The sequence below is a fragment of the Knoellia sp. S7-12 genome (assembly GCF_040518285.1).
Taxonomy (GTDB): Bacteria; Actinomycetota; Actinomycetes; order Actinomycetales; family Dermatophilaceae; genus Knoellia.
On sequence record NZ_CP155449.1, the window covers coordinates 4,076,018 to 4,095,537 of the forward strand.

12 protein-coding genes are annotated in these 19,520 nt (G+C 62.4%); 10 read left to right on the forward strand and 2 right to left on the reverse strand.

Annotated features, from left to right (window positions below):
* Positions 1 to 2 precede the first annotated feature (2 nt).
* Positions 3 to 2,267 (reverse strand): transglycosylase domain-containing protein, encoded by a 2,265-nt coding sequence (locus V6K52_RS19720; RefSeq protein ID WP_353951810.1) that lies wholly within the window; start codon positions 2,265 to 2,267, stop codon positions 3 to 5.
* A gap of 874 nt (positions 2,268 to 3,141) precedes the next feature.
* Here V6K52_RS19720 and V6K52_RS19725 point away from each other — a divergent pair.
* The 4 genes from V6K52_RS19725 to V6K52_RS19740 all read left to right on the forward strand — a co-directional run bounded on the left by V6K52_RS19725 (position 3,142) and on the right by V6K52_RS19740 (position 9,197).
* On the forward strand, positions 3,142 to 6,081 hold the full coding sequence (locus tag V6K52_RS19725) for a hypothetical protein (protein ID WP_353951811.1): 2,940 nt from the start codon (positions 3,142 to 3,144) through the stop codon (positions 6,079 to 6,081).
* A gap of 522 nt (positions 6,082 to 6,603) precedes the next feature.
* Complete coding sequence (locus V6K52_RS19730) at positions 6,604 to 7,293, forward strand: alpha/beta hydrolase (RefSeq protein ID WP_353951812.1); 690 nt, start codon at positions 6,604 to 6,606, stop codon at positions 7,291 to 7,293.
* A 117-nt stretch (positions 7,294 to 7,410) separates the two neighbouring features.
* Positions 7,411 to 7,989: a PadR family transcriptional regulator gene (locus tag V6K52_RS19735; RefSeq protein ID WP_353951813.1), complete on the forward strand. Its 579-nt coding sequence runs from the start codon at positions 7,411 to 7,413 to the stop codon at positions 7,987 to 7,989.
* 116 nt (positions 7,990 to 8,105) lie between these two features.
* Entirely contained in the window at positions 8,106 to 9,197 is a 1,092-nt protein-coding gene (locus tag V6K52_RS19740; protein WP_353951814.1) for an inositol-3-phosphate synthase, read from the forward strand.
* 89 nt (positions 9,198 to 9,286) lie between these two features.
* On the opposite strand, the gene V6K52_RS19745 is transcribed toward V6K52_RS19740, so the two are convergent.
* Complete coding sequence (locus tag V6K52_RS19745) at positions 9,287 to 10,390, reverse strand: SGNH/GDSL hydrolase family protein (protein ID WP_353951815.1); 1,104 nt, start codon at positions 10,388 to 10,390, stop codon at positions 9,287 to 9,289.
* 100 nt (positions 10,391 to 10,490) lie between these two features.
* Here V6K52_RS19745 and V6K52_RS19750 point away from each other — a divergent pair, with 100 nt between their 5' ends.
* The 6 genes from V6K52_RS19750 (at position 10,491) to V6K52_RS19775 (ending at position 19,480) form a co-directional block, all read left to right on the forward strand.
* The gene (locus V6K52_RS19750; RefSeq protein WP_353951816.1) at positions 10,491 to 12,404 is read left to right on the forward strand and encodes a glycosyltransferase; all 1,914 of its coding nucleotides are present in this window, start codon (positions 10,491 to 10,493) and stop codon (positions 12,402 to 12,404) included.
* A 127-nt stretch (positions 12,405 to 12,531) separates the two neighbouring features.
* Positions 12,532 to 15,291 carry a glycosyltransferase gene (locus V6K52_RS19755; protein ID WP_353951817.1) on the forward strand — a complete coding sequence of 920 codons (2,760 nt, stop codon included), beginning with the start codon at positions 12,532 to 12,534 and terminating at the stop codon, positions 15,289 to 15,291.
* Entirely contained in the window at positions 15,284 to 16,045 is a 762-nt protein-coding gene (locus V6K52_RS19760) for a DUF6270 domain-containing protein (protein WP_353951818.1), read from the forward strand. Before V6K52_RS19755 ends, V6K52_RS19760 begins: the two co-directional genes overlap by 8 nt.
* Positions 16,042 to 16,842, forward strand: coding sequence for an FkbM family methyltransferase (locus V6K52_RS19765; RefSeq protein WP_353951819.1), 801 nt, complete (start codon positions 16,042 to 16,044; stop codon positions 16,840 to 16,842). The genes V6K52_RS19760 and V6K52_RS19765 overlap by 4 nt, the downstream gene beginning before the upstream one ends.
* Positions 16,843 to 17,069: 227 nt before the next feature.
* Entirely contained in the window at positions 17,070 to 17,360 is a 291-nt protein-coding gene (locus V6K52_RS19770; RefSeq protein ID WP_353951820.1) for a hypothetical protein, read from the forward strand.
* A gap of 329 nt (positions 17,361 to 17,689) precedes the next feature.
* Positions 17,690 to 19,480, forward strand: coding sequence for a glycosyltransferase (locus tag V6K52_RS19775; RefSeq protein WP_353951821.1), 1,791 nt, complete (start codon positions 17,690 to 17,692; stop codon positions 19,478 to 19,480).
* Positions 19,481 to 19,520 lie beyond the last annotated feature (40 nt).

Genomic DNA, 19,520 nt, shown 5'->3' on the forward strand with positions numbered 1-19,520 from the left:
GGTCAGCCGGTTTGCTCATTGTTGACGGCTGGCGGCGGCGTCGTTGTTGGTAGGGGGATCGTCGGCCTGCCGGGTGACTTCGTCGGCTTCGGAGTCTTTGTGGGCGTCGGCTGGGGCTTCGGGGGCTCCGGCGTCGGAGTCGGAGTCGGAGTGCTCGGCGGAGTCGTCGACGACGGAGCCTGCGTGGTCGGGTCCGGCCGCTGGGTGGTGCCACCCGTGTTGCCGCCCGTGTTCCCGCTGGTGTTCTCTGGGCGCTGCGTCTGCTTGGGGGCCGCGTCCCTGTTGATGTAGGCAGGCTCGGGGAACCTCTGCCTCTCCATGCCGTCGGTCGCCGTGCGCATGTAGTCGGTCCAGATGCGCACCGGGATCGTGCTGCCGGTGATGAAGCCATACCCGGGAACATCATCCATCTGGTTCGTGGTGTTCGGTGTGCCGTCGGGTTTGACGGCCGTGCCGTCGCCCTTGTACATGCCGACGGCGGTCGCGAGCTGGGGGGTGAAGCCGTCGAACCAGGCGGAGTAGTTGTCGCTCGAGGTGCCCGTCTTCCCGGCGGCCGGGCGGTTGAGCCGCTCGCCGGCGTAGTCACCGCTGCCCCTCTCGATGACCTGCTCCATGCAGTAGACGACATCGGAGACGAGGTCGGCGGGGAAAGCGCGTGAAGTTTGCGGCTTCGCCTTGTAGTCGAACGAGTCGTCGGTGGCCTTCACCGACTTCACGTAGTAAGGCGTGGCCTTGATCCCCTTGGCCGCGAGGGTCGCGTAAGCGTTGGCCATGTCGATCACCCTGACGTTGTCGGTGCCGAGGACGTTGGCGTAGTTGACGTCGAGCTTTGTTGTGATCCCCGCCTGCTTCGCCGCTGCGGCCGTGTTCTTGGGGCCAGCAATGATGTTGAGCCGGGCATAGACCGTGTTGACCGAGCTGGCGGTGGCGGTGGCGACGGTTATCCGGCCGAAGCCGTTGTTGTCAAAGTTGCGCACGCCTCCGCGACGGTTGAACTCCGTCTTGCCGCCGGGGTTCTCGAACTCGTCGAAGTACTGCGGGCTGGCGCCGGCGAAGGTGTTGCGAATGCTGACGTCACCGCTTTGAAGGGCTGCGATGAGGGCGAAGACCTTGAACGTCGACCCGGCTTGCATCGTGGCGTCGGTCGCGGTGCTGAACTGATTCTTGGCGTAGTCGGCGCCACCGTAGAGCGCCTCCACGGCCCCGTCACCGGGCTTGATCGAGGTGAGACCGACCTTGAGATCGGGCGCCTTCGCGGGGATGCGTTCCTTGACGGCATCCTGTGCTGCCTTCTGCTTCTTGGCGTCGATCGTCGTGACGATGCGCAGGCCACCACGGGAGGTCTCGGCTTCGGTGAGCTTGACCTTCTTGGCGAGTTCTTCCTTCACGTTCTGGATGACGTAGCCGTTGGCGCCACCCGCCGTCGGCGGCGAGTACTTCTGGAACTTCTTGGGGAACGTCGCTTCTGCCCGCTGCTGGGGGGTCAGCCAACCCTGCTGGACCATCGCATCGAGGATGTAGCCGGACCGGGTCTGGGCGTTCTTGGTCTGCTCGGCGCCCAGGCGCGGGTCGTAGAACGACGGCCCGCGGATCGCGGACGCGAGGAAGGCGCCTTCGGCCGCTGTCAGCTTGGAGACGTCCTTGCCGAAGTAGGCCTTCGAGGCGGTCTGGATGCCGTAGGCCCCCCGCCCGTAGTAGATGGTGTTGAAGTAGTTCTCGAGGATCTCGTCCTTGGACTGCTGCCCGTCGATCTTGACCGAGATGAGGATCTCGCGAGCCTTGCGCGAGAGGGTCCGGTCCTGGCTGAGGAAGTAGTTCTTGACGTACTGCTGGGTGATCGTCGACCCTCCCTGGGTCGCCTCCCCGCCCTTGACCGCGACCCACACCGCGCGGGCGATGCCGGTGGGCGAGATGCCGTTGTTCTCGTAGAAGTTGTGGTCCTCGGCCGCGAGCATGGCCTGCTGCACGTGCTTGGGGACCTGCTTGAGCTCGACCGGCTCGCGGTTCTGCTCGGAGAACCGGCCCATCTCGGTCTTGCCGTCGGCGAAGTAGATGATGTTGGTCTGTGCCACCGCGAGGTCGTTGGGCTTGGGCACCTTGACCATCGTGTAGGCGACGCCAACGCCGGCGAGGCCGAGAAGGAACAGCGCGATCAGCGTGTAGAGGATCCGGCGGGGCCACGACCGGCGCGGGCCCTTGCCCGACCGGGCCGGGGTGGCCTCGTTGAGACGGCGGGCCTCGGCGCGCGAACGGGGTGCGTTGCTCATGGAGAACTTTCGGGGCAGACAGTACGGACGAGGGCGCGCACCACCCACCGGGCAGGGGCGCCTCATCCAGTATGCCGCCCCAAACCTGTGAGCGACGTTCAGGAATGCTGGCCCCGGGACTCAGGTGGGGGGCCCACAGCAGCCTGCAGCTGCGCGGCAACCGACCTCATCGGGTGCACCAGTTCGGCCGTTCGAGACGTCCCATGGCCGGGTGCCCCCAGCGCTGCACCTGCTGTGCAGGCGCCTCCCACGTCTTGCCGGCTCGCTCGCGCAGGTGATGCGCACCTGGCGGTCATCGGCGCTGGCCGTCACGAGGGCACCGGCGCAAGAAGGCACGTTGACCACGGGTGCACTCCACCCGGCATACCGGAAGTCCTTCGTACGCAACCACGATCACGGCGAGCGATCGCCTCGCCCCCGCCCGCGATCATCGTCGCGACATCGACCAGCACCCGGCCCCGGTCATGAACAGGAATGAAACCAGCCCATGCAGTCGCCTCCGACAACGCGCTGGTCAGTCCGGTCCGGTCGGCCGACGTCCGCACCGCCACATTCCCCGAGTGAGCGATCACGCCCGTGCCGTCCCCCATTCACGGACAAATCCGCCGACCACGCTGTGCCCTTCAATTACCAGGTGCCTTCCCGCTGGAGAACTTGAACCTTCGCAAGTACAAGTATTCCGTTGCAGGACAGGCACTTTGGTGCATTTAGGCACCGAGTCAGGTCACGACACGTGAACGATCGAGGCTAAAGCTAGGCTAAAGGTTTGCGCAGTATGATTTTGGGACAGAATTGGCTACAATTCCCGCGTACACAATATACCGGGGGGTTCAACATCACGATCGTCACGTCTAGGCGGGTAACCGGAGGATGGATGCGTTCGGCGGCCGTCGCAACGGTCGTCGTCCTTCTTTCCCTTGTGATAAACCCACCCGTCGGCTCGGCCTTGGAACGGGTCACAGGCGCGTTCGGCGTGGGCGACTTCGAGACGGTGGGTTTGTCGCCGCAAGGGTGGTCGGTCAAGGCACCTCAGCCGAACAGGGCTGTAGTGACGTCCACAACTGCGATCAGTGGCTCCAAGTCCCTCCTCGCCGAAGACACCTCCGCGGTTCAAGCAGTCTTGGTGGCACGACCGAGATTCTCCGTCAGTCCGGGATCCACCTACCACTTGCAGGGATACGCGTACACCGTCAAGGGTTCGCAGAGTCTGAGCCTGCAGTTCTATGACGCTGCGGGGGCGGTTGTTGGTCGCCAGACGGCCTTGACGACCGGGGCGTCCATGGTCTGGTCCCGTCTCGAGCTGAGAAGCCCGGCGCCTGCGGCCGCACGGACCGCGTCGATCCAGCTCGCCTCCTCAGTTGGTGCCCTATCCCAGGTTTATTGGGATGCCTTGACCCTCATCTCGCCGGTGGTGCCCAACGGCGGGTTTGACGCGGTTCCCACGGCGACCGAGGCAATTCCCGGATGGGTCTCCAACACCTCGGGAGGCGCGACCGCATTCTCGACGGAGTTCGGCCCCAAGGCGGGTAGCAGGCGCCTGCAGTTGTCTGATGTGACAACGACTGGTCTGGCCTCGGTGACGAGTTCCAGAGTGCCCGTTTTTGCCGGCGTCACGCATGACCTGCGGGCATGGGTGTATCCCACTTCTGGGAGCTTCACCTTGACGGTGCGCTGGTACACCAGCGCTAAGCAACTGATCGGCAGCAAGTCGGTGGCGGTTTCGAAACCACCGAGCCGTTGGACCGACGTCTATACCAAGGTGACGGCTCCCTACACAGCCAGCTATGCCACGATTGCAGTTTCTACGTCCCAGGCGGGGCTTGCAGCAGGTGGCTGGGACAGTATGCAGCTGCTCCCTTCACAGGGGATTCCTATCCCGACCTACACTTCCCACGCCCACGGTGAACCACTGGACAGCTTCTCCAACTCGACGACCTCTGGGACCACGACGATCAGCGGTCGTGCAAAAATCTTCACCATCGTCTCGGGTGAGCCCGGCGAGTTCCAACTTGCCGACATCGAAACCGGGAAGGTCGAACGTAGGGTGCCCTTGGTGGGCATGAATGTGGGTTGGGGCCTCGCCAAGTCCCAAAGTGGTCTGATTTACGCAGGCGGTGGGGGAGGACATCTTTTTGAGATCGACCCCAGCACTGGGATCGCACGCGACCTGGGTAAGCCGGCTGGCGGCGCCAGCATGATTTGGGATGTGGAGGTGAACGCCGATGGCCGTGTATGGGTCGCCACGTATCCCGACGCTCACTTGGCATCCTACGACCCGTCCACCGGGCGTTCCACAGACTTCGGGAGCGTGAGCCCAGAACACGACTACGCCCGTAGCTTGGCCCTCAATGGGGGCTATGCGTATGTGGGGCTCGGCTCGACCAAGCCGGCGATTGTGCGGGTGTCCTTGTCCAATCCGTCGTTGAGGGTGAAAATCCCCTTGCCTGTCCCCGTGACGTCAGGGCGCGTGTCTTCCATCGGCAGCCTCGGACGATTCCTCGCCGTGCAGACCCCCGGCGGTACGACAGCGGGCGGAGCCACGTATGCCGGAGAGAGGCGGCTGTATGACACTCGCTCAGGCTCGTGGGAGGTTCCCGCCAACCTGGGCACGCAGACGCCCTCGACGATCGCCCCAGGCACAAATTCGTTCTACTACCTCAGCTACCAGCAATTGTGGGCTGTCGACTCGTCTACCGGCGTCAAGACATCGGTTTCGCCGACACGCATACCGATGGGTCGCGACCGCCTGATCTATTCGGGGCCTCTGGGCGGCGCCGAGGGTGAGTGGCTGATCTCCTACCAGGCGGATGGCTCAACAGGGGTCATCAACCTGGCCACCTTTGGGGAGCGCACTTTTACGGTCAAATTCACGCCGACGAAGATGAAGATCAAGGCGCTGGACGAGGGTCCCGGCGGAAGTCTTTATGTTGGCGGATTCGGCGGTGCCAGTCTCAGCGTCGTTGAGGCCGACACTGGAAGCCGACAGCAGTATCCCTTCTCCACGACAACCGCGGATGCCATCGGCGAGGTTGAGGGATCCCTCGCCAAGGGTAGGTATCAATACATAGGCACCTACAACGCCGGGAAGATCTTCAGATACGACACCACGCAGCCGTGGATCGACGGGACCAACCCTGCGCCCGTTGCCGTGCTCGGTCCGACCCATCATCAGGATCGACCCCTCGCTTGGGCAACGTCAGGCAGTCGCACCTTCTTCGGCACCGTTCCCGAGTACGGGGAGATCGGCGGCGTGTTGGGGATCCTCGATGGCGACACCGGAGCGCCGCGGATCGTGCCAGAGCCAGTGGTCGATCAAAGCATCGTCAGTTTGGTCGCGTCCAAGAACGTGGTCTTCGGTGGGACATCGAGGTGGGGCGGCATTGGGGCCACCCCGACTCAGTTGTCGGCCAAGGTCTTTGCCTACGATGCGGCGACCAATCGCAAACTGTGGGAGTCAACGCCCATCGCCGGAGCGCAGGCATTCGGCGGACTGACGTTCGGGCCCGGTGGCTCGCTGTGGGCTGCCGCTGGAACCCGCTTGGTGGAGCTCGACCCGTCGACGGGCAAAGTGCTTCGCAACATCATGATCTACCCCGAGCAACCTCGAGATGAAGTGACGCACAAGAACGCGGACCTCGTCTATGCCGGCGGTCTCCTATATCTAGCGGCCGGTAAGATCTACGCCATTGACCCCTACACCCTTCGGGTGTCCACGCCTGTAGCAGGTGGCCTTACGGGGAGGCAACTCGCTGTCGTGAACCAGCGCATTTACTACGCGAGTGGCGCCACGCTGCGTTCCTTTTCCTGGGATTAGCCGTCCAGCGGCCGGCGTAAGGCCGCGATTACCCGCCGCATGCGTGGATGATGCTGGTTGGCAAGGGCTGCTCGTGTCCTCAGAGTCGTCTACTGGTCGCAGGCATAGCGACGGGAGCAATTGTCAAGACCTGTGGATCGGCGTGTCACGCGACTTGCTGATCACCTCCTGAACCGTCGGTTCGCTCGACGAGTCTGCCCTTCTTGAACTGTGGAGGCGGGATCGACGTGCCCGAGCCACGTTGACAGCAGCGGAAGACGCACTTGAACGTCATTGCCGTCGCGATACCAGTCGAGCATTGCCGTGACGGCGAAGGTGTGTGCCACGGGCCCGCCGACGCTACGGTGCCCTGCTCGACCCATCGTGACCCATACGAGAACCGGCGCTGCACGGCATACCCGAGGGTCGCGAAGACGTGGGAATCCCCCTGCATACCGGATGTAGTTCGTCCGCAACACCTTCTACGGTGAGGACTCGGAACACGAAACCCCGACCTGAACCACCACTGAAGGAGATCTCACCATGCACATCGTCCTCATCGGCGGACTCTGGCTCACCGGCTCGGCCTGGGATGCGGTCCTTCCCGAGCTGACTGCACTCGGCCACACACCGGTGGCGATGACCCTGCCCGGTCAGGGAGATGGGGCCGCGGCCGCGGCCCTCGAGGACCAGGTCGCGGCCGTCGTGGCCGCAGTCGACGCGGCGCCGGAATCCGCTGTCGTCGTGGGGCATTCGGCCGCATCAAGCCTCGCGTGGCTGGCGGCCGACGCCCGGCCCGAGAAGGTCGCGTCGGTCGTCTTCATTGGGGGGTTCCCGACTGCCGACGGCGAGAAGTACGCCGACTTCTTCGAGGTCGTCGACGGGGTCATGCCCTTCCCCGGGTGGGAGCCCTTCGCTGGACCCGACTCCGATGACATCGACGACGCCACCAAGGAGCAAGTCGCTGCCTCAGCGGTCGCGGTGCCGGAAGGCGTGAGCAGAGCGATCGTGAAGCTCAGCGACGACCGGCGCTACGGCATACCCGCTGTCCTGGTCTGCCCCGAGTTCACCCCGGACCAGGCCAAAGAATGGATCGCCGGCGGTGAGACCCCGGAGCTGGCGAAGATCACCTCGCTCGAGCTCGTGGACATCGACTCGGGCCACTGGCCGATGTTCACCCAGCCCGCCCGCCTCGCCCAGCTCCTCGCCGAGGCGGTTCCCGCCACCCCCTGAATGCCCCACCTCCTGGGTTGATGTATCGCGCCGATATAACTGTCGGGTACAGTCGTTGGTGACAAGGTCCGAGTTTGTCACCTCAAGGTGGCGCGGCGTGAGCAGGAGGTGCCAGGCATGAGCAAGCGATCCGAACTGCTCGACTTCGCCCTCCTCGGCCTCCTCCACGAGGGACCGGCCCACGGCTACCAGCTGCGCCAGCGCCTCAACGAGGCTCTCGGTGCCTTCAGGGCACTGTCCTACGGGACGCTCTATCCCGCGCTCTCCGGACTGCTCGACCGCGGCCTCATCGCCCAGTCGACCGACACGGGCAAGCCGGTGTCGGCTGCCAAGCAACCCGGGCGCAACCGGATCGTCTACGAGATCACCGCCGCCGGCAAGGAGACCTTCGAGGACTCCGCCAAGCGCATCGACACGGCGGCCTACGAGGACGACGGGTTCGGCGTGCGCCTCGCCTTCTTCGGCCGGACCGAGGCCGACGTCCGGCTCCGCATCCTCGAAGGTCGGCGCTCGCGCGTCGAGGAGCAGCTCGAGACCGTCCGCGCCAATTCCAGTCGCAGCCGCGAGCGCCTCGACTCCTGGACCACCGCCCTTCAGCGCCACGGCGAGGACAGCACCGAACGCGAGGTCCGGTGGCTCACCGAGCTCATCGACGCCGAGCGTCGCCACCCCACAGACCCAGGGCCCCAGCCCTGACCCAGCCCCACCTCAACCAGGGCGCAACCAGCCCCGCAAAGACCCACCGAGCCACACGGCATACGCCGATTGACGGCAAACCACGCAGCATCATCAAGAAGAAGGAGCACACCACCATGGGTTCGATTCGCGTCGCCATCGTTGGCGTCGGCAACTGTGCGAGCTCGCTCGTGCAGGGAGTCGAGTACTACAAGGACGCTGACCCCACCGCCACGGTGCCCGGTCTGATGCACGTGACGTTCGGCGACTACCACGTCAACGACGTCGAGTTCGTCGCGGCGTTCGACGTCGACGACAAGAAGGTCGGCAAGGACCTGTCCGAGGCCATCAACGCCTCGGAGAACAACACCATCAAGATCGCGGACGTCCCCACCTCGGGTGTCGAGGTCCAGCGCGGTCACACGCTCGACGGCATCGGCAAGTACTACGCCCAGACCATCGAGCTGTCCGCGGCCGACCCGGTCGACATCGTCCAGGCCCTCACGGACGCCAAGGTCGACGTCCTCGTGTCCTACCTCCCGGTGGGCTCGGAGCAGGCCGACAAGTTCTATGCGCAGTGCGCCATCGACGCCAAGGTCGCGTTCGTCAACGCCCTGCCCGTGTTCATCGCCTCCGACCCCGAGTGGGCCAAGAAGTTCGAGGACGCCGGCGTCCCCGTCATCGGTGACGACATCAAGTCCCAGGTCGGCGCGACCATCACGCACCGCGTCATGGCCAAGCTCTTCGAAGACCGCGGTGTCACGCTCGACCGGACCTACCAGCTCAACGTCGGCGGCAACATGGACTTCAAGAACATGCTCGAGCGCGAGCGCCTCGAGTCCAAGAAGGTCTCCAAGACCCAGGCCGTCACGTCGAACCTCACGGGCGCCCTTGCCGGCCTGACCGACAGCCGCAACGTGCACATCGGCCCGTCGGACTACGTCGCGTGGCTCGATGACCGCAAGTGGGCCTACGTCCGCCTCGAGGGTCGTGCCTTCGGCGACGTGCCGCTGAACCTTGAGTACAAGCTCGAGGTCTGGGACTCCCCCAACTCGGCCGGCATCATCATCGACGCCATCCGCGCGGCGAAGATCGCCAAGGACCGTGGCGTCGGTGGAGCCCTGCTGTCCGCGTCCTCCTACCTGATGAAGTCCCCGCCGGAGCAGCGTCCCGACGACCTCGGTCGCGAGAAGCTCGAGGCGTTCATCGCGGGCACCGAGGAGCGCTGACCGCTCCGCTTGACCCGAGTTTGTCCCGCTCGACCCGACCTGCCAGGTCGGGTCGAGCGGTCGTTGATCGGGTCACCCGATCACCCTCATCACGGGGCCAGTGTGATGTCGCCGAGCGCCGGGGGCGTGAGCGGCACCGGCTCCACCGTGGTCGGCGAGGGCGACGTCGTCGGCGTGGTCGACCCGGTCGGCCGGCGCGTGAAGGTCGGGCTCTCCTCCGGCGTCGGCTCGACGGTCGTCGTGTTCCTCGGCCTCGTTGGGGCCTGGGGGCGGGACGTCTGACGCGGAACGTTCGTCGTCGACTGTGTCGCTGGCTCGGTGGTCTCCGAGCTCGTGGCCGACGCCGTGGGGGCAGGCTCCCGTTCCGGTTCTGGCGGGGCGGAACCCACAAGCATTCGGTATGCCGTGCGTCCCCACAGGCGGTCCCCGTTGGCTGTCATGACCGACCGGTCGCGAGACGACACGTAGTTGTTGGGTTCGCCAGTGTCGATGAAAGCCTTGGCAACATCGAGCGTCTGGACCCCACTCTGCTTGGCCCACGCGGCGACTTCGTCTCGGACCTCCTTGGAGCCGTCGTCGACTGTGGGGGGCTGGAGAGTGGCCACGATCACAGCGCCCTTCCAGGCTTTGCGCACAGCCATGGTGGTGGCCGCGAGTCGCGCCGCGACCGATTCGGACGAGTCGTTGCGGCCGTAGTTCAGCACGACGAGGTCGGGCTTCGTGGGCGAGAGGAAGGTGAGGCGCTTCGCGGCGTAGTCAGCGCCCGCCTCGGCGCGGCTGCCGTTGTAGATCGTCACCTCCGGGCCGGAGGATCCGTAGACCCGTTCATTTGCATAGATGGTGGGGTCCTGCGGGTCGAGCTCGTGCAGGGTCACCTCGCGGTCACGCCCCAGCAGCTCGGCGAAGATCGAGACCCATTCGTCCGTGCCGTCGCTGGTCTGGTCGCCGAGCACGGCGATCGTGGTGGGGGTTTCGCGGCCCAGAACGGCGGCCGCACCCGCAGCGCTCGGCGTGGGAGAGCCTGAGGGCGACGCGCTCGAGGCCGTGGCCGTAGGGGTCGCTGCGCTCGTGGGCGGCGGCGAAGGCTCATCGTTGCGACCGCCCACCCAGACGACGAGAGCGACCACGAGGGCGATGTTGACGGCGATGGCCAACACACCCAGGCCGACGTCGGTCCCCCGGAAGCGTTTCACCCCTTCATTCTGCTACAGGTTGGGTCTCCAGCCCGACGATGTGGGCTCGCGCGGGCCTGCGGTCGGCCGCACGTGGTCGGGCATTCGTTATGTTGACGTCGTGAATCAGGAGCCCACCAAGGGTCGCGCCTCCACCCGCCTCGCCGAGCTGCGACGAGCCCTGTGGCACCTGCGGGAGGGCGGTTTCGCGCAGCTTCGCAAGCATCGTGTCCGCATGAAGCTGGACAGCCACACGCCTCAGGGCGGCATCCAGCTCGGTGCCAAAGGAGTCGAACTGCCCCCCTGGCCCCTGCCGGAGCGGGCGCCCCGCCGTGCCGACCTGAGGGTCGGCGTCATCCTCGACGACTTCACCAGCCTGGCTCTCGGCTACGAGTGGGACCAGGTCACGCTCCACCCCGATCGGTGGCGTGAAGAGGTCGACTCACCGCGGCTTGACCTGCTTTTCGTGGAGTCGGCGTGGCACGGCAACGGTGACGCGTGGCAGTACCACCTCACCGGCCCCTCGGCCCCCCGCCCCGCGCTGACTGAACTGATCCAGTGGTGCCGAGCGAACGGCATACCCACTGTTTTCTGGAACAAGGAAGACCCGGTCCACTACGACGACTTCCTCGACACGGCTCGCCTGTTCGATCACGTGTGGACCACGGATTCGGACCGTATCGACGATTACCACCGCGACCTCGGGCACGAGCGGATCGGGGTGCTGCCGTTTGCCGTCCAGCAGTCGCTGCACAACCCCATCCGGTTGCGCACTGGACAGCACCAGAGTCGCGACATCGGATTCGGGGGAATGTACTTCGCACACAAGTACCCGGAGCGCCGCGAGCAGATGGACCTGCTGCTCGGCGCAGCGGACGCTGTCTCTTCGCGTATGCCGTTGGGCTTGGAGATCTTTTCCCGTTACCTCGGCGGGGACGAGCGCTATCAGTTCCCGGCGCCGCTGGATGAGCGCGTCGTCGGTTCGCTGGACTACCAGCAAATGCTGACGGCGTACCGCACCTACAAGGTCTTCCTCAACGTGAACTCGGTCGTCGGTTCGCCCAGCATGTGCGCACGCCGGATCTTCGAGATCACGGCGTGCGGCACCCCGGTCGTGTCGACGCCGAGTCGCGCCATCGGTGAGTTCTTCCCCGCCGACGAGGTGCTGCAGGTGGCGTCGGAGAAGGAGGCGGAGTGGACGCTGCGGGCGCTCGTGAACAGTCCGGAGCTGCGCGACCACACCGTGCACATCGCGCAGCGCCGCATCTGGGAGGAACACACCTACACGCGTCGGCTGGACGCCGTGCTGGCTGCCGCCGGGCTGGCAGACGGGGCCCCGGCGGCGCGCCTGCCAACGGTGAGTGCCTTGGTGTCGACGAACCGGCCGCAGCAGCTCGATCACGTCCTGACGACGGTGGCCTCCCAGCGTGGCGTCGACGTCGAGCTGGTGCTGCTCACCCACGGCTTCGAGCCCGACTTCGACGTGCCTTCGCGTGCCGCTGAGCTGGGATTGGAGAAGGTGACGCTGCTGTCACAGCCCGCCACCACCACTCTGGGTGCGTGTCTGAACCGCCTCGTCGGGGCTGCGTCCGGTGAGGTCGTGGCCAAGATGGACGACGACGATCTGTATGGCGCGGACTACCTGCGCGACCAGCTGCACGCGCTCGACTATTCAGGGGCAAGTGTAGTGGGGAAGCAGGCGCACCACATGTGGCTCGAGTCCCTGAACGTGACGATCCTGAGGTTCCCCGAACGCGAGCACCGGTTCACCGACCTCGTCATGGGACCCACGATCGTGGCGTGGCGTGACGTGGCGTTGGCTCATCCCTTCGCGGACGTCGGTCGCGGCGAGGACACCGGTTTCCTGCGGGACGTCGTCGAATCGGGTGGGCGCGTGTACTCCGCCGACCGCTTCAACTTCGTTCAGATGCGGCATACTTCAGTTCGGCACACGTGGGAGGCATCGTCAGCTGAACTGCTCGCCAACTCGCGTGTGCTCGCTTACGGAGACGCAAGTTCCCATGTCGTCATCTAGACCGTGACCACCCCTGGCCTAAGCATTTTTGAGAGCCGGGCGTGAGGTCTCTGGCGTCGGCAGGACTGCCCGTGGTGTTGGACCGGAGAACGAACGGGCATCGAGTCACAGCAAGGACGCGCAAACCATGGCACCGATAAACGAGTACGCGAATGAGGTGCGAACCCTCCAGGGCGAGTTGCAAGATGCCCGGGAGGCGGCGACGAAGGCCCACGTTCAGCTGCTCAACGCCAAGGCACTGCGAGAGGGCATCGAGGCTCAGCTCCGCCAAGAACTTGCCCAAGTACGGGCCGACCTCGAAGTTGCGAACAAGCGCGTGACCAATGGGTGGCCAGTCACGGCCGGCAGGGAGACGGCCACCGCGCCGCAGCCTCCGAAACCGGCGGCAACCCCGACCGTGGGCGCCTCAGCGATGAAGGCGACAGTTAATGTCGGACTGGGCCCGGATTTCTTTTACGGAAGCCAACATCATAAAGATGTTCGGGTGCTGGAACATCTCGCACTGAGAAACTCCAGCATCCGGGCCCGCGATGCAATCGCACGCAGCGCAACTAACCTACTGCTGGACTACAACGACATAATCCGAATAGCGCATGCTGTCCAGAACGGACTCATACCACGGGAGAAGGCCAAGGAATTTCGCGACTGGATTCCACGCTCCGTGCTCAGCCTAGCGAGAGTAGTTGCCGACCAGAATCTGATTGCACAAGACCAGCGCGACTCTATCTACCTATTCCGCCTTGCCAATGCAATTTGGGGAATGAACACTTTTGACTCTCGCGCAGTTCTGATTTACACAGACCAGCTCGAGGCCGCGCGCGAGCACGCAGAGCTCGAAGAGATCATCAAGACAGCTGGCCTGGCCGAAAGCAACCCAATTCAGGTTGCTCTCCTTCGGGCCAATGTCACAACGCCCTCGGCTGGGGCGGATGAATGGATGGGCGAGCTGAGCGAGCACTACAAGTCTGCCGGCCTCAGTCCAATCGACCTCCATATGGGCGACGGAGATCTGCTTTCCCGGTTAAACGTGCCAGCCACCGCAGTCGATGGCGGACCGCTTGTGACTGTCATGATGCCCACACACAACGGATCACGACACATTCTGACTGCAATCGAAAGCGTGCTTGGCCAGAGTTGGAGAAATCTTGAACTGATTGTCGTCGACGACTCCAGCAAAAACAGCGAATGGGAAGCCCTGCAAACCCTCGCCCCTGCGGATACACGCCTCAAATTGATCAGGCTTGACTCAAATCAAGGTGCCTACCGAGCGCGTCTTCGCGCCTTCGCGGAAGCCCGTGGTGAGTACGTCACCGTTCACGACGACGACGATTGGTCACACCCGCAAAAGATCGAGACCCAAGTCCAGGACCTTGTGAGCCACCCAGAACGGGTCGCGAACATGTCCTACATGACGCGTATCGATGAGCATGGTCGTTTCATACGCATCAACGACAACCCCGAGTTCAATCAGAAAAACTACTCGTCACTCATGATCAGGCGCATTGAAGCGCGCCGACTGGGTCTCTGGGATGAGCTCAACAGGGCAGCAGACGCCGAATTTCATGACCGCATTCATGCAGCCACCGGGCAACGGGTCTTTGCCGTTGTGACGCCCCCACTATCTTTCATGCGAGCCCGAACCGGATCGCTGACTCATGGCGAGATTCGCAAAGGCGGCATCGACTTCGCGCGTCAAACCTACGGGCTCTTTTACCAAAACTGGCATAAAACAATTGGGCAAACTGGTGGCGGCAAAGTTGAGTTCTCAGCAAAGGAGCGCCCTTTCCCAATTCCAAACAACCTGGAACCCGGTCAAAGGCAACCAGACCTCCCGACACTCGACGCTGTCTACTGCACAGACCTTCGCTTCCCGGGCGGAAACTCGTCACTTACCGCGGCGGAGCTTCGTGCGATGGTCGCTGATGGGATGAACGTGGGCATCATGCATGTCGCATCCCCGGTACTGCGCGCCCCCAGGCCAGCCAATCCGATGATTGCAGAAGTAGTCATGGAGCTCAATATCCCAGTACTCGCAGTCGAGGATTCGATTCACACGAGGATTGCCATCGTGCGCAATCCTAGCGTTCTCGAGTACTGCGACAATCTCGTTTCTGGCGTGAAGGCCGACTTTGTGGCGGTAATCGCTAATACAGCGCCGATGAGTATCAACGGGACTGATGCTTGCTACGACATAGCTCACGCAAAACTGAACGCCGAGACACTGTTTCGCGCCACCGCAACAGTCTTTCCTGAGTCGCCCCAAATCCGCGATATCCTGGCAGCACAAGATTCCTCACTCGAAATGAGCCCAACGGACTGGCCTGGTTTCCTGCCACAAAGACGCATCAGCCTCGAACCCCGCCGAGTGATGGAACGCAAGCCAAGGGTGGGCCGTCACTCTCGCGACCACCGCCTCAAATGGCCCGACCGTCCTGAGGACATCGTCAATGCCTACGTAAGCGATATCTTCGAAACGCGGGTTCTCGGTGGCGCCGATTCGGTCAAGACGACTGTCGATCTTGAGAAACTCGGAGTGACCGTGCTGCCCTTTGGGTCGCAGGACCCGGATCAATTCCTGACAGAGATCGACTTTTGGGTCTATCAACACTCGCGGTCCTTGGTCGAGTCTTTCGGAATGGCGACCCTCGAAGCTCTAGCCGCAGGTTGCATCGTGGTGCTTCCCCCCTACATGGAGAGACTCTTTGGATCGGGCGCCGTCTATTGCGAAGCTCAAGAAATTCCGAACCTGGTGAGCCAGTTCTGGCAACGCCCTGATGCTTTCTACGCTCAAAGCGCAAATGCAGTAAGTGTCGCAAGTGAGACTTTCTCCGACAGTGCGTACCTTTCTCGCATCCGTTCCATACTGGACCGGGTCCGCCATGACTGATAAGGCACTCGCGGACAACACCCGAAGAGTCATGATTTATGGCAGTTGTGTCTCCCGGGATGCTGCGGAACACTTCCTCGGACCGAAACTTGAACTGCTCAATTACACTGGCCGCCAGAGCCTGGTAAGTGCGATGGCCCCAAAACGCGACGAGTGGCAACATCTTTCGCCCGCCTTGGATTCGCCTTTCCAACGCAATGCGGTGCTTGACGACCTTAAGGGGAGCCTTCTGGGAGACATAGAAGCGTTTGCTCCGAGTATTGACCTTCTACTCATGGATTTCGTCGACGAACGCAACGGCTATCTGGAGTTTGATGACGGAGGGGTAGTTACACGTTCTCTCGAGCTGGTGAACTCTGGTCTGCTTGACCAACTGGACGCAAAGCGTGATTTGGTGACATTTGGCTCCGAGCGGCATCTCGATGACTGGACTGGGGCTATGGAAAGGCTCGCCAACCACTTGCGGTCTCTAGAGCTGTTGCACAAGGTCAGGTTCATCCGCCACAGGTGGGCCGGCGAGAGTCTCCAAGGGCATAGGTTTCCGTTTGACGAAAGTATGCTCGATCCACGAACCATCAACAGTCAATTGACGCAGTACTATGCGCGAGCCAGTGATATCGGTTTCGAATTCTTCGCGGTACCACATGCTCTCTGCGTAACAGATGTACGGCATCGGTGGGGAATGGCACCATTCCACTTTTCCGACGAATTCAATCATTTTATCAAATACCGGGTCGAGGAGATGCTCGCGTGATCGCTGCACAAGATCAGACAAGAATCGAGTACCGCGATCAGGTGGTACTGATCGACGGTGCAGGAGCTAACGATCACATCTCCAAGGAGATCCGTACAACTGGTCGCTTCTATGAGTCCGAACTGCTGAATTCGGTGGAGCCTCTACTTTCAGCAGGCGACTTCGTTGTCGACGTGGGGGCCAATATCGGGAACCACTCCCTCTACTGGGCTGCGGTCTGCGAAGCAGAAGTCTTGGCAGTAGAGCCCGAAGAGACTGTTTTCTCTGTCCTCAGACGCAATATAGCGCTTAACCGATTAGCTGGCCGAATATTTCCGAGGAATTTTGCCCTCGGCGACACGGACGGCGTCGCCACGGTAGTCCGCGGCAAGGAAGAGAACCTAGGACAGACTCGGGTCGATGTAGATCTTCAAGGCACCACGATTGTGCGTCGACTCGATGGCTTGCATGATGTAGCCGAGCGAACTGTCAGACTTGTGAAAATCGACGTCGAGGGTATGGAGCTGGACGTTCTCCGGGGCGCCGAAGGCGTTCTGAAACGCGATCGCCCAGCGCTCCTAGTGGAATGCTTGGACGAGGCTCATCTTGAGTCTGTTCTACTGTTCCTGCGCCCAATGAGCTACCACGTAGTCGACTGCTTCAACGCGTCTCCGACCTACCTGCTGCTTTCCACCGACTGGCGGTATCCCTCCGATTATTCGCCGGTCCAGCACCAACGCGACATTGTCGGGCGCCTGGCGAAGGAGCTTGTGTTGCAACGTATCCAGTATCGTGCCTTGAACCGACGGCTCCTGTGATGACCCGTCGGAAATCAGGTGAAGACCGAGACGTGATGCGACAGAGGGCCTTGGTTGAGGATATTTCAGGTGGGATAGACTGTTATGCCCCATGTCCACGATGGACTTCAATCGTCGCGACAATTGCCTCGCAGACTCTATCCGAACGTATTGCCCATTTGGGACCTGTCATAGGCCTGCAGTCGGCTGCGGTGGGGGCTCAGTTGAGGGAATACGATCCCTCGAGATTGGTCATCGACGAGGCATTTGTGTTCGACACGCCCTGGAATCGCTGGGTAGATGAGTTCGGCGCCCCCTGGGGTCCACTCCGGGTCGTCTCCGAACATTTCGTTAATCGAGGTCTGCCGATCTATGCTGTCAGCAGGCGAAATGAGGGCGCCCGCCTCGCGATGCGGGGGGTTGAGTACCTGCCCAATATTCGGACAAAAGAGATGGCGACCGATTTGGAGTTCTTGGATCCTCTTCTCAGCCTTCTGCAATCCGGTGTCGCGTCAACATCCCGGGAACTTTCGCAGTGAAGCTGATCTACGCCCGCAGTTCGGCAGGGGGTTTGGCAGATTCGTTCGACAACATGGTGGCAGCATGGGCACGTGACGTGGGTGCGCGGTCCTTGGCTTGTGTAGCGGACTCGTCAGAGGTTCTTGTATCGATCGCGTCTGCGTGGGCGGCTTCAACCAGCGTCCTTGAGGTTGAGACTCGGGAGGTCCCGCGGTCGGATCGCGGCGATCGGGCCCTCGCTTGGCATGCGTCACAGTTGGCCACTGACTCAGATTCTTGGATCATCTGTCGGAGTCTGACAATGGCAAGGGCTCTGGCTGGCAATCCGCTCTTGGCGGGGCGGCTCGTCGTGGCAATCGGAGCGAATGACTGGCAGGATTATCTTTCCAACAGTGATCATGCTGTCGTCGCCCTTTCCCAGGCTGCTTTGGTGATCGTTCCAGAGGCGCTGCGACAGGAGCTTGCCGATCACGGATCGGTTAATGCTGCTCGCGTTTGGAGTCTCGACGCTTTGCAGCCACCAGATATCCTCAGCGATCTCGACGGGGGGCGCGCGACTCCTGCCGATCTGCGTTTGCGGGTTTGTCTCGCATCGCGACTGGTGGTAGAGATCGGGATGGTTGAACCTCCTGGGGTCGTCAGGACCGAGACCGCTAGCTCGTGGGACCTGGAAGACTGTGTCGTTGATTTCAATTGGGCGGGCGCCAAACCTGTCGTGTCTATTCGCGTCAAAGGCGCCTCGGCTTGGGGCGCAGATTCTCCAGGGAGACAGTTTTGGCGGCTCGGCCGTTTGCGATCGGCTTGGGGCCTTGCTGCGATTGCAACGTCTGACGTCGCCCTGGCAGAGTACGCGGGCCTACACCCGGCTTGGGCCAGTTGCACTTGGCTTCATCTGCCGTATTCGGCACGAGCTAGTTGGGACTCGGAACTCTGGGACCGCTTCGGCACGACGGGCGCACTCGTCGAGAGAGTCGTTGTGTCCAGCCTTGAGGAGGCGCGTCATCTCGAACTACGCTTCCCGACACTCAGCGGGACGGTTCTATTTCCAGCCAGCGGCATGGGATGTGGTCTCGGCGAGACTATCCAGAACTTTGCCTCTCGCTACGGGAGGTCAAACTCGCAGCTTGCCGCTGGTTCGCATCGCAGTTGCCTTCTCGTGACCTCGCATGACATGAAGTTCGCGAAACCGATTGCTGATGCGTTAGAACGCCGTGGAGGTGTCGACGTCACTTCACACGTTTGGGAAACACAGCACTATTCTCGGGTTGAGGATTCTATTAGCGCGACAGTCGATAGGGATGTAGTTTGGGTCGACTTCGCCTCAGGTGTCGCGGGCTGGCATGCTGCGCGCAAGGGGAATCGACGACTGGTCGTTCGAGTACATGGGTACGAAGTTGATGGCCCTTGGGGGGACGATATCGATTTCGCTTGCGTCGACACGGTTGTTTTTCCCTCTGAACACCTGCGGACTCGAGCCGTCGCTCGCTGGGGGTTATCTTTGAGCAAGACTAGGGTAATTCCAAATCCGATTGATGTATGGAATCTGTCGCGTCCGAAGTCGGCGATTGCACCTTGGACTTTGGGTCTCCTTGGATGGACTCCCCATCTGAAACGATTTGATCGTGCACTCAGCCTCCTAAATGAGTTGATCAAGGTCGATGATCGGTTTGTCTTGTCGGTGAAGGGACGACCACCTCACTCTTTCGACTGGGTGTGGGGCGACCCGGGGCAGCGTGCGATGTTCGACGGCGCCTTTGCGGAGTTGCGAGAAAATCACCGGCTGGCTGCTCATGTCTTTTTCGAAGACGCTGGTCCTGATGTTTCTGATTGGTTGACCAACATTGGGTGGATACTTTCGCCGAGCGAGCGAGAGTCGTTCCACCTGGCTGCCATGGAAGGCATGGCCTCGGGATCTGTCCCGGTCGTTTGGAAACGAGAGGGGGCCGGGGACGTATTCCCGCCCGATTTTCTGATCGAGGATGTGCCCAGCGCCGCGCGGCGTATTCTTGACGCCTCCGAGCGCGGTGATTTTGAGCCACTATCACGTCTTGCACGACGCAGCGCTGACCGATTCGACTTTCCCCTGATCGTGGACGAATGGGCAGATGTCCTGCAGCTCGGCACCGGGCCGTGGGCCTAGTTCTGCGTCCCAACGTCACCAACTCCAGTGCTTGAGTCGC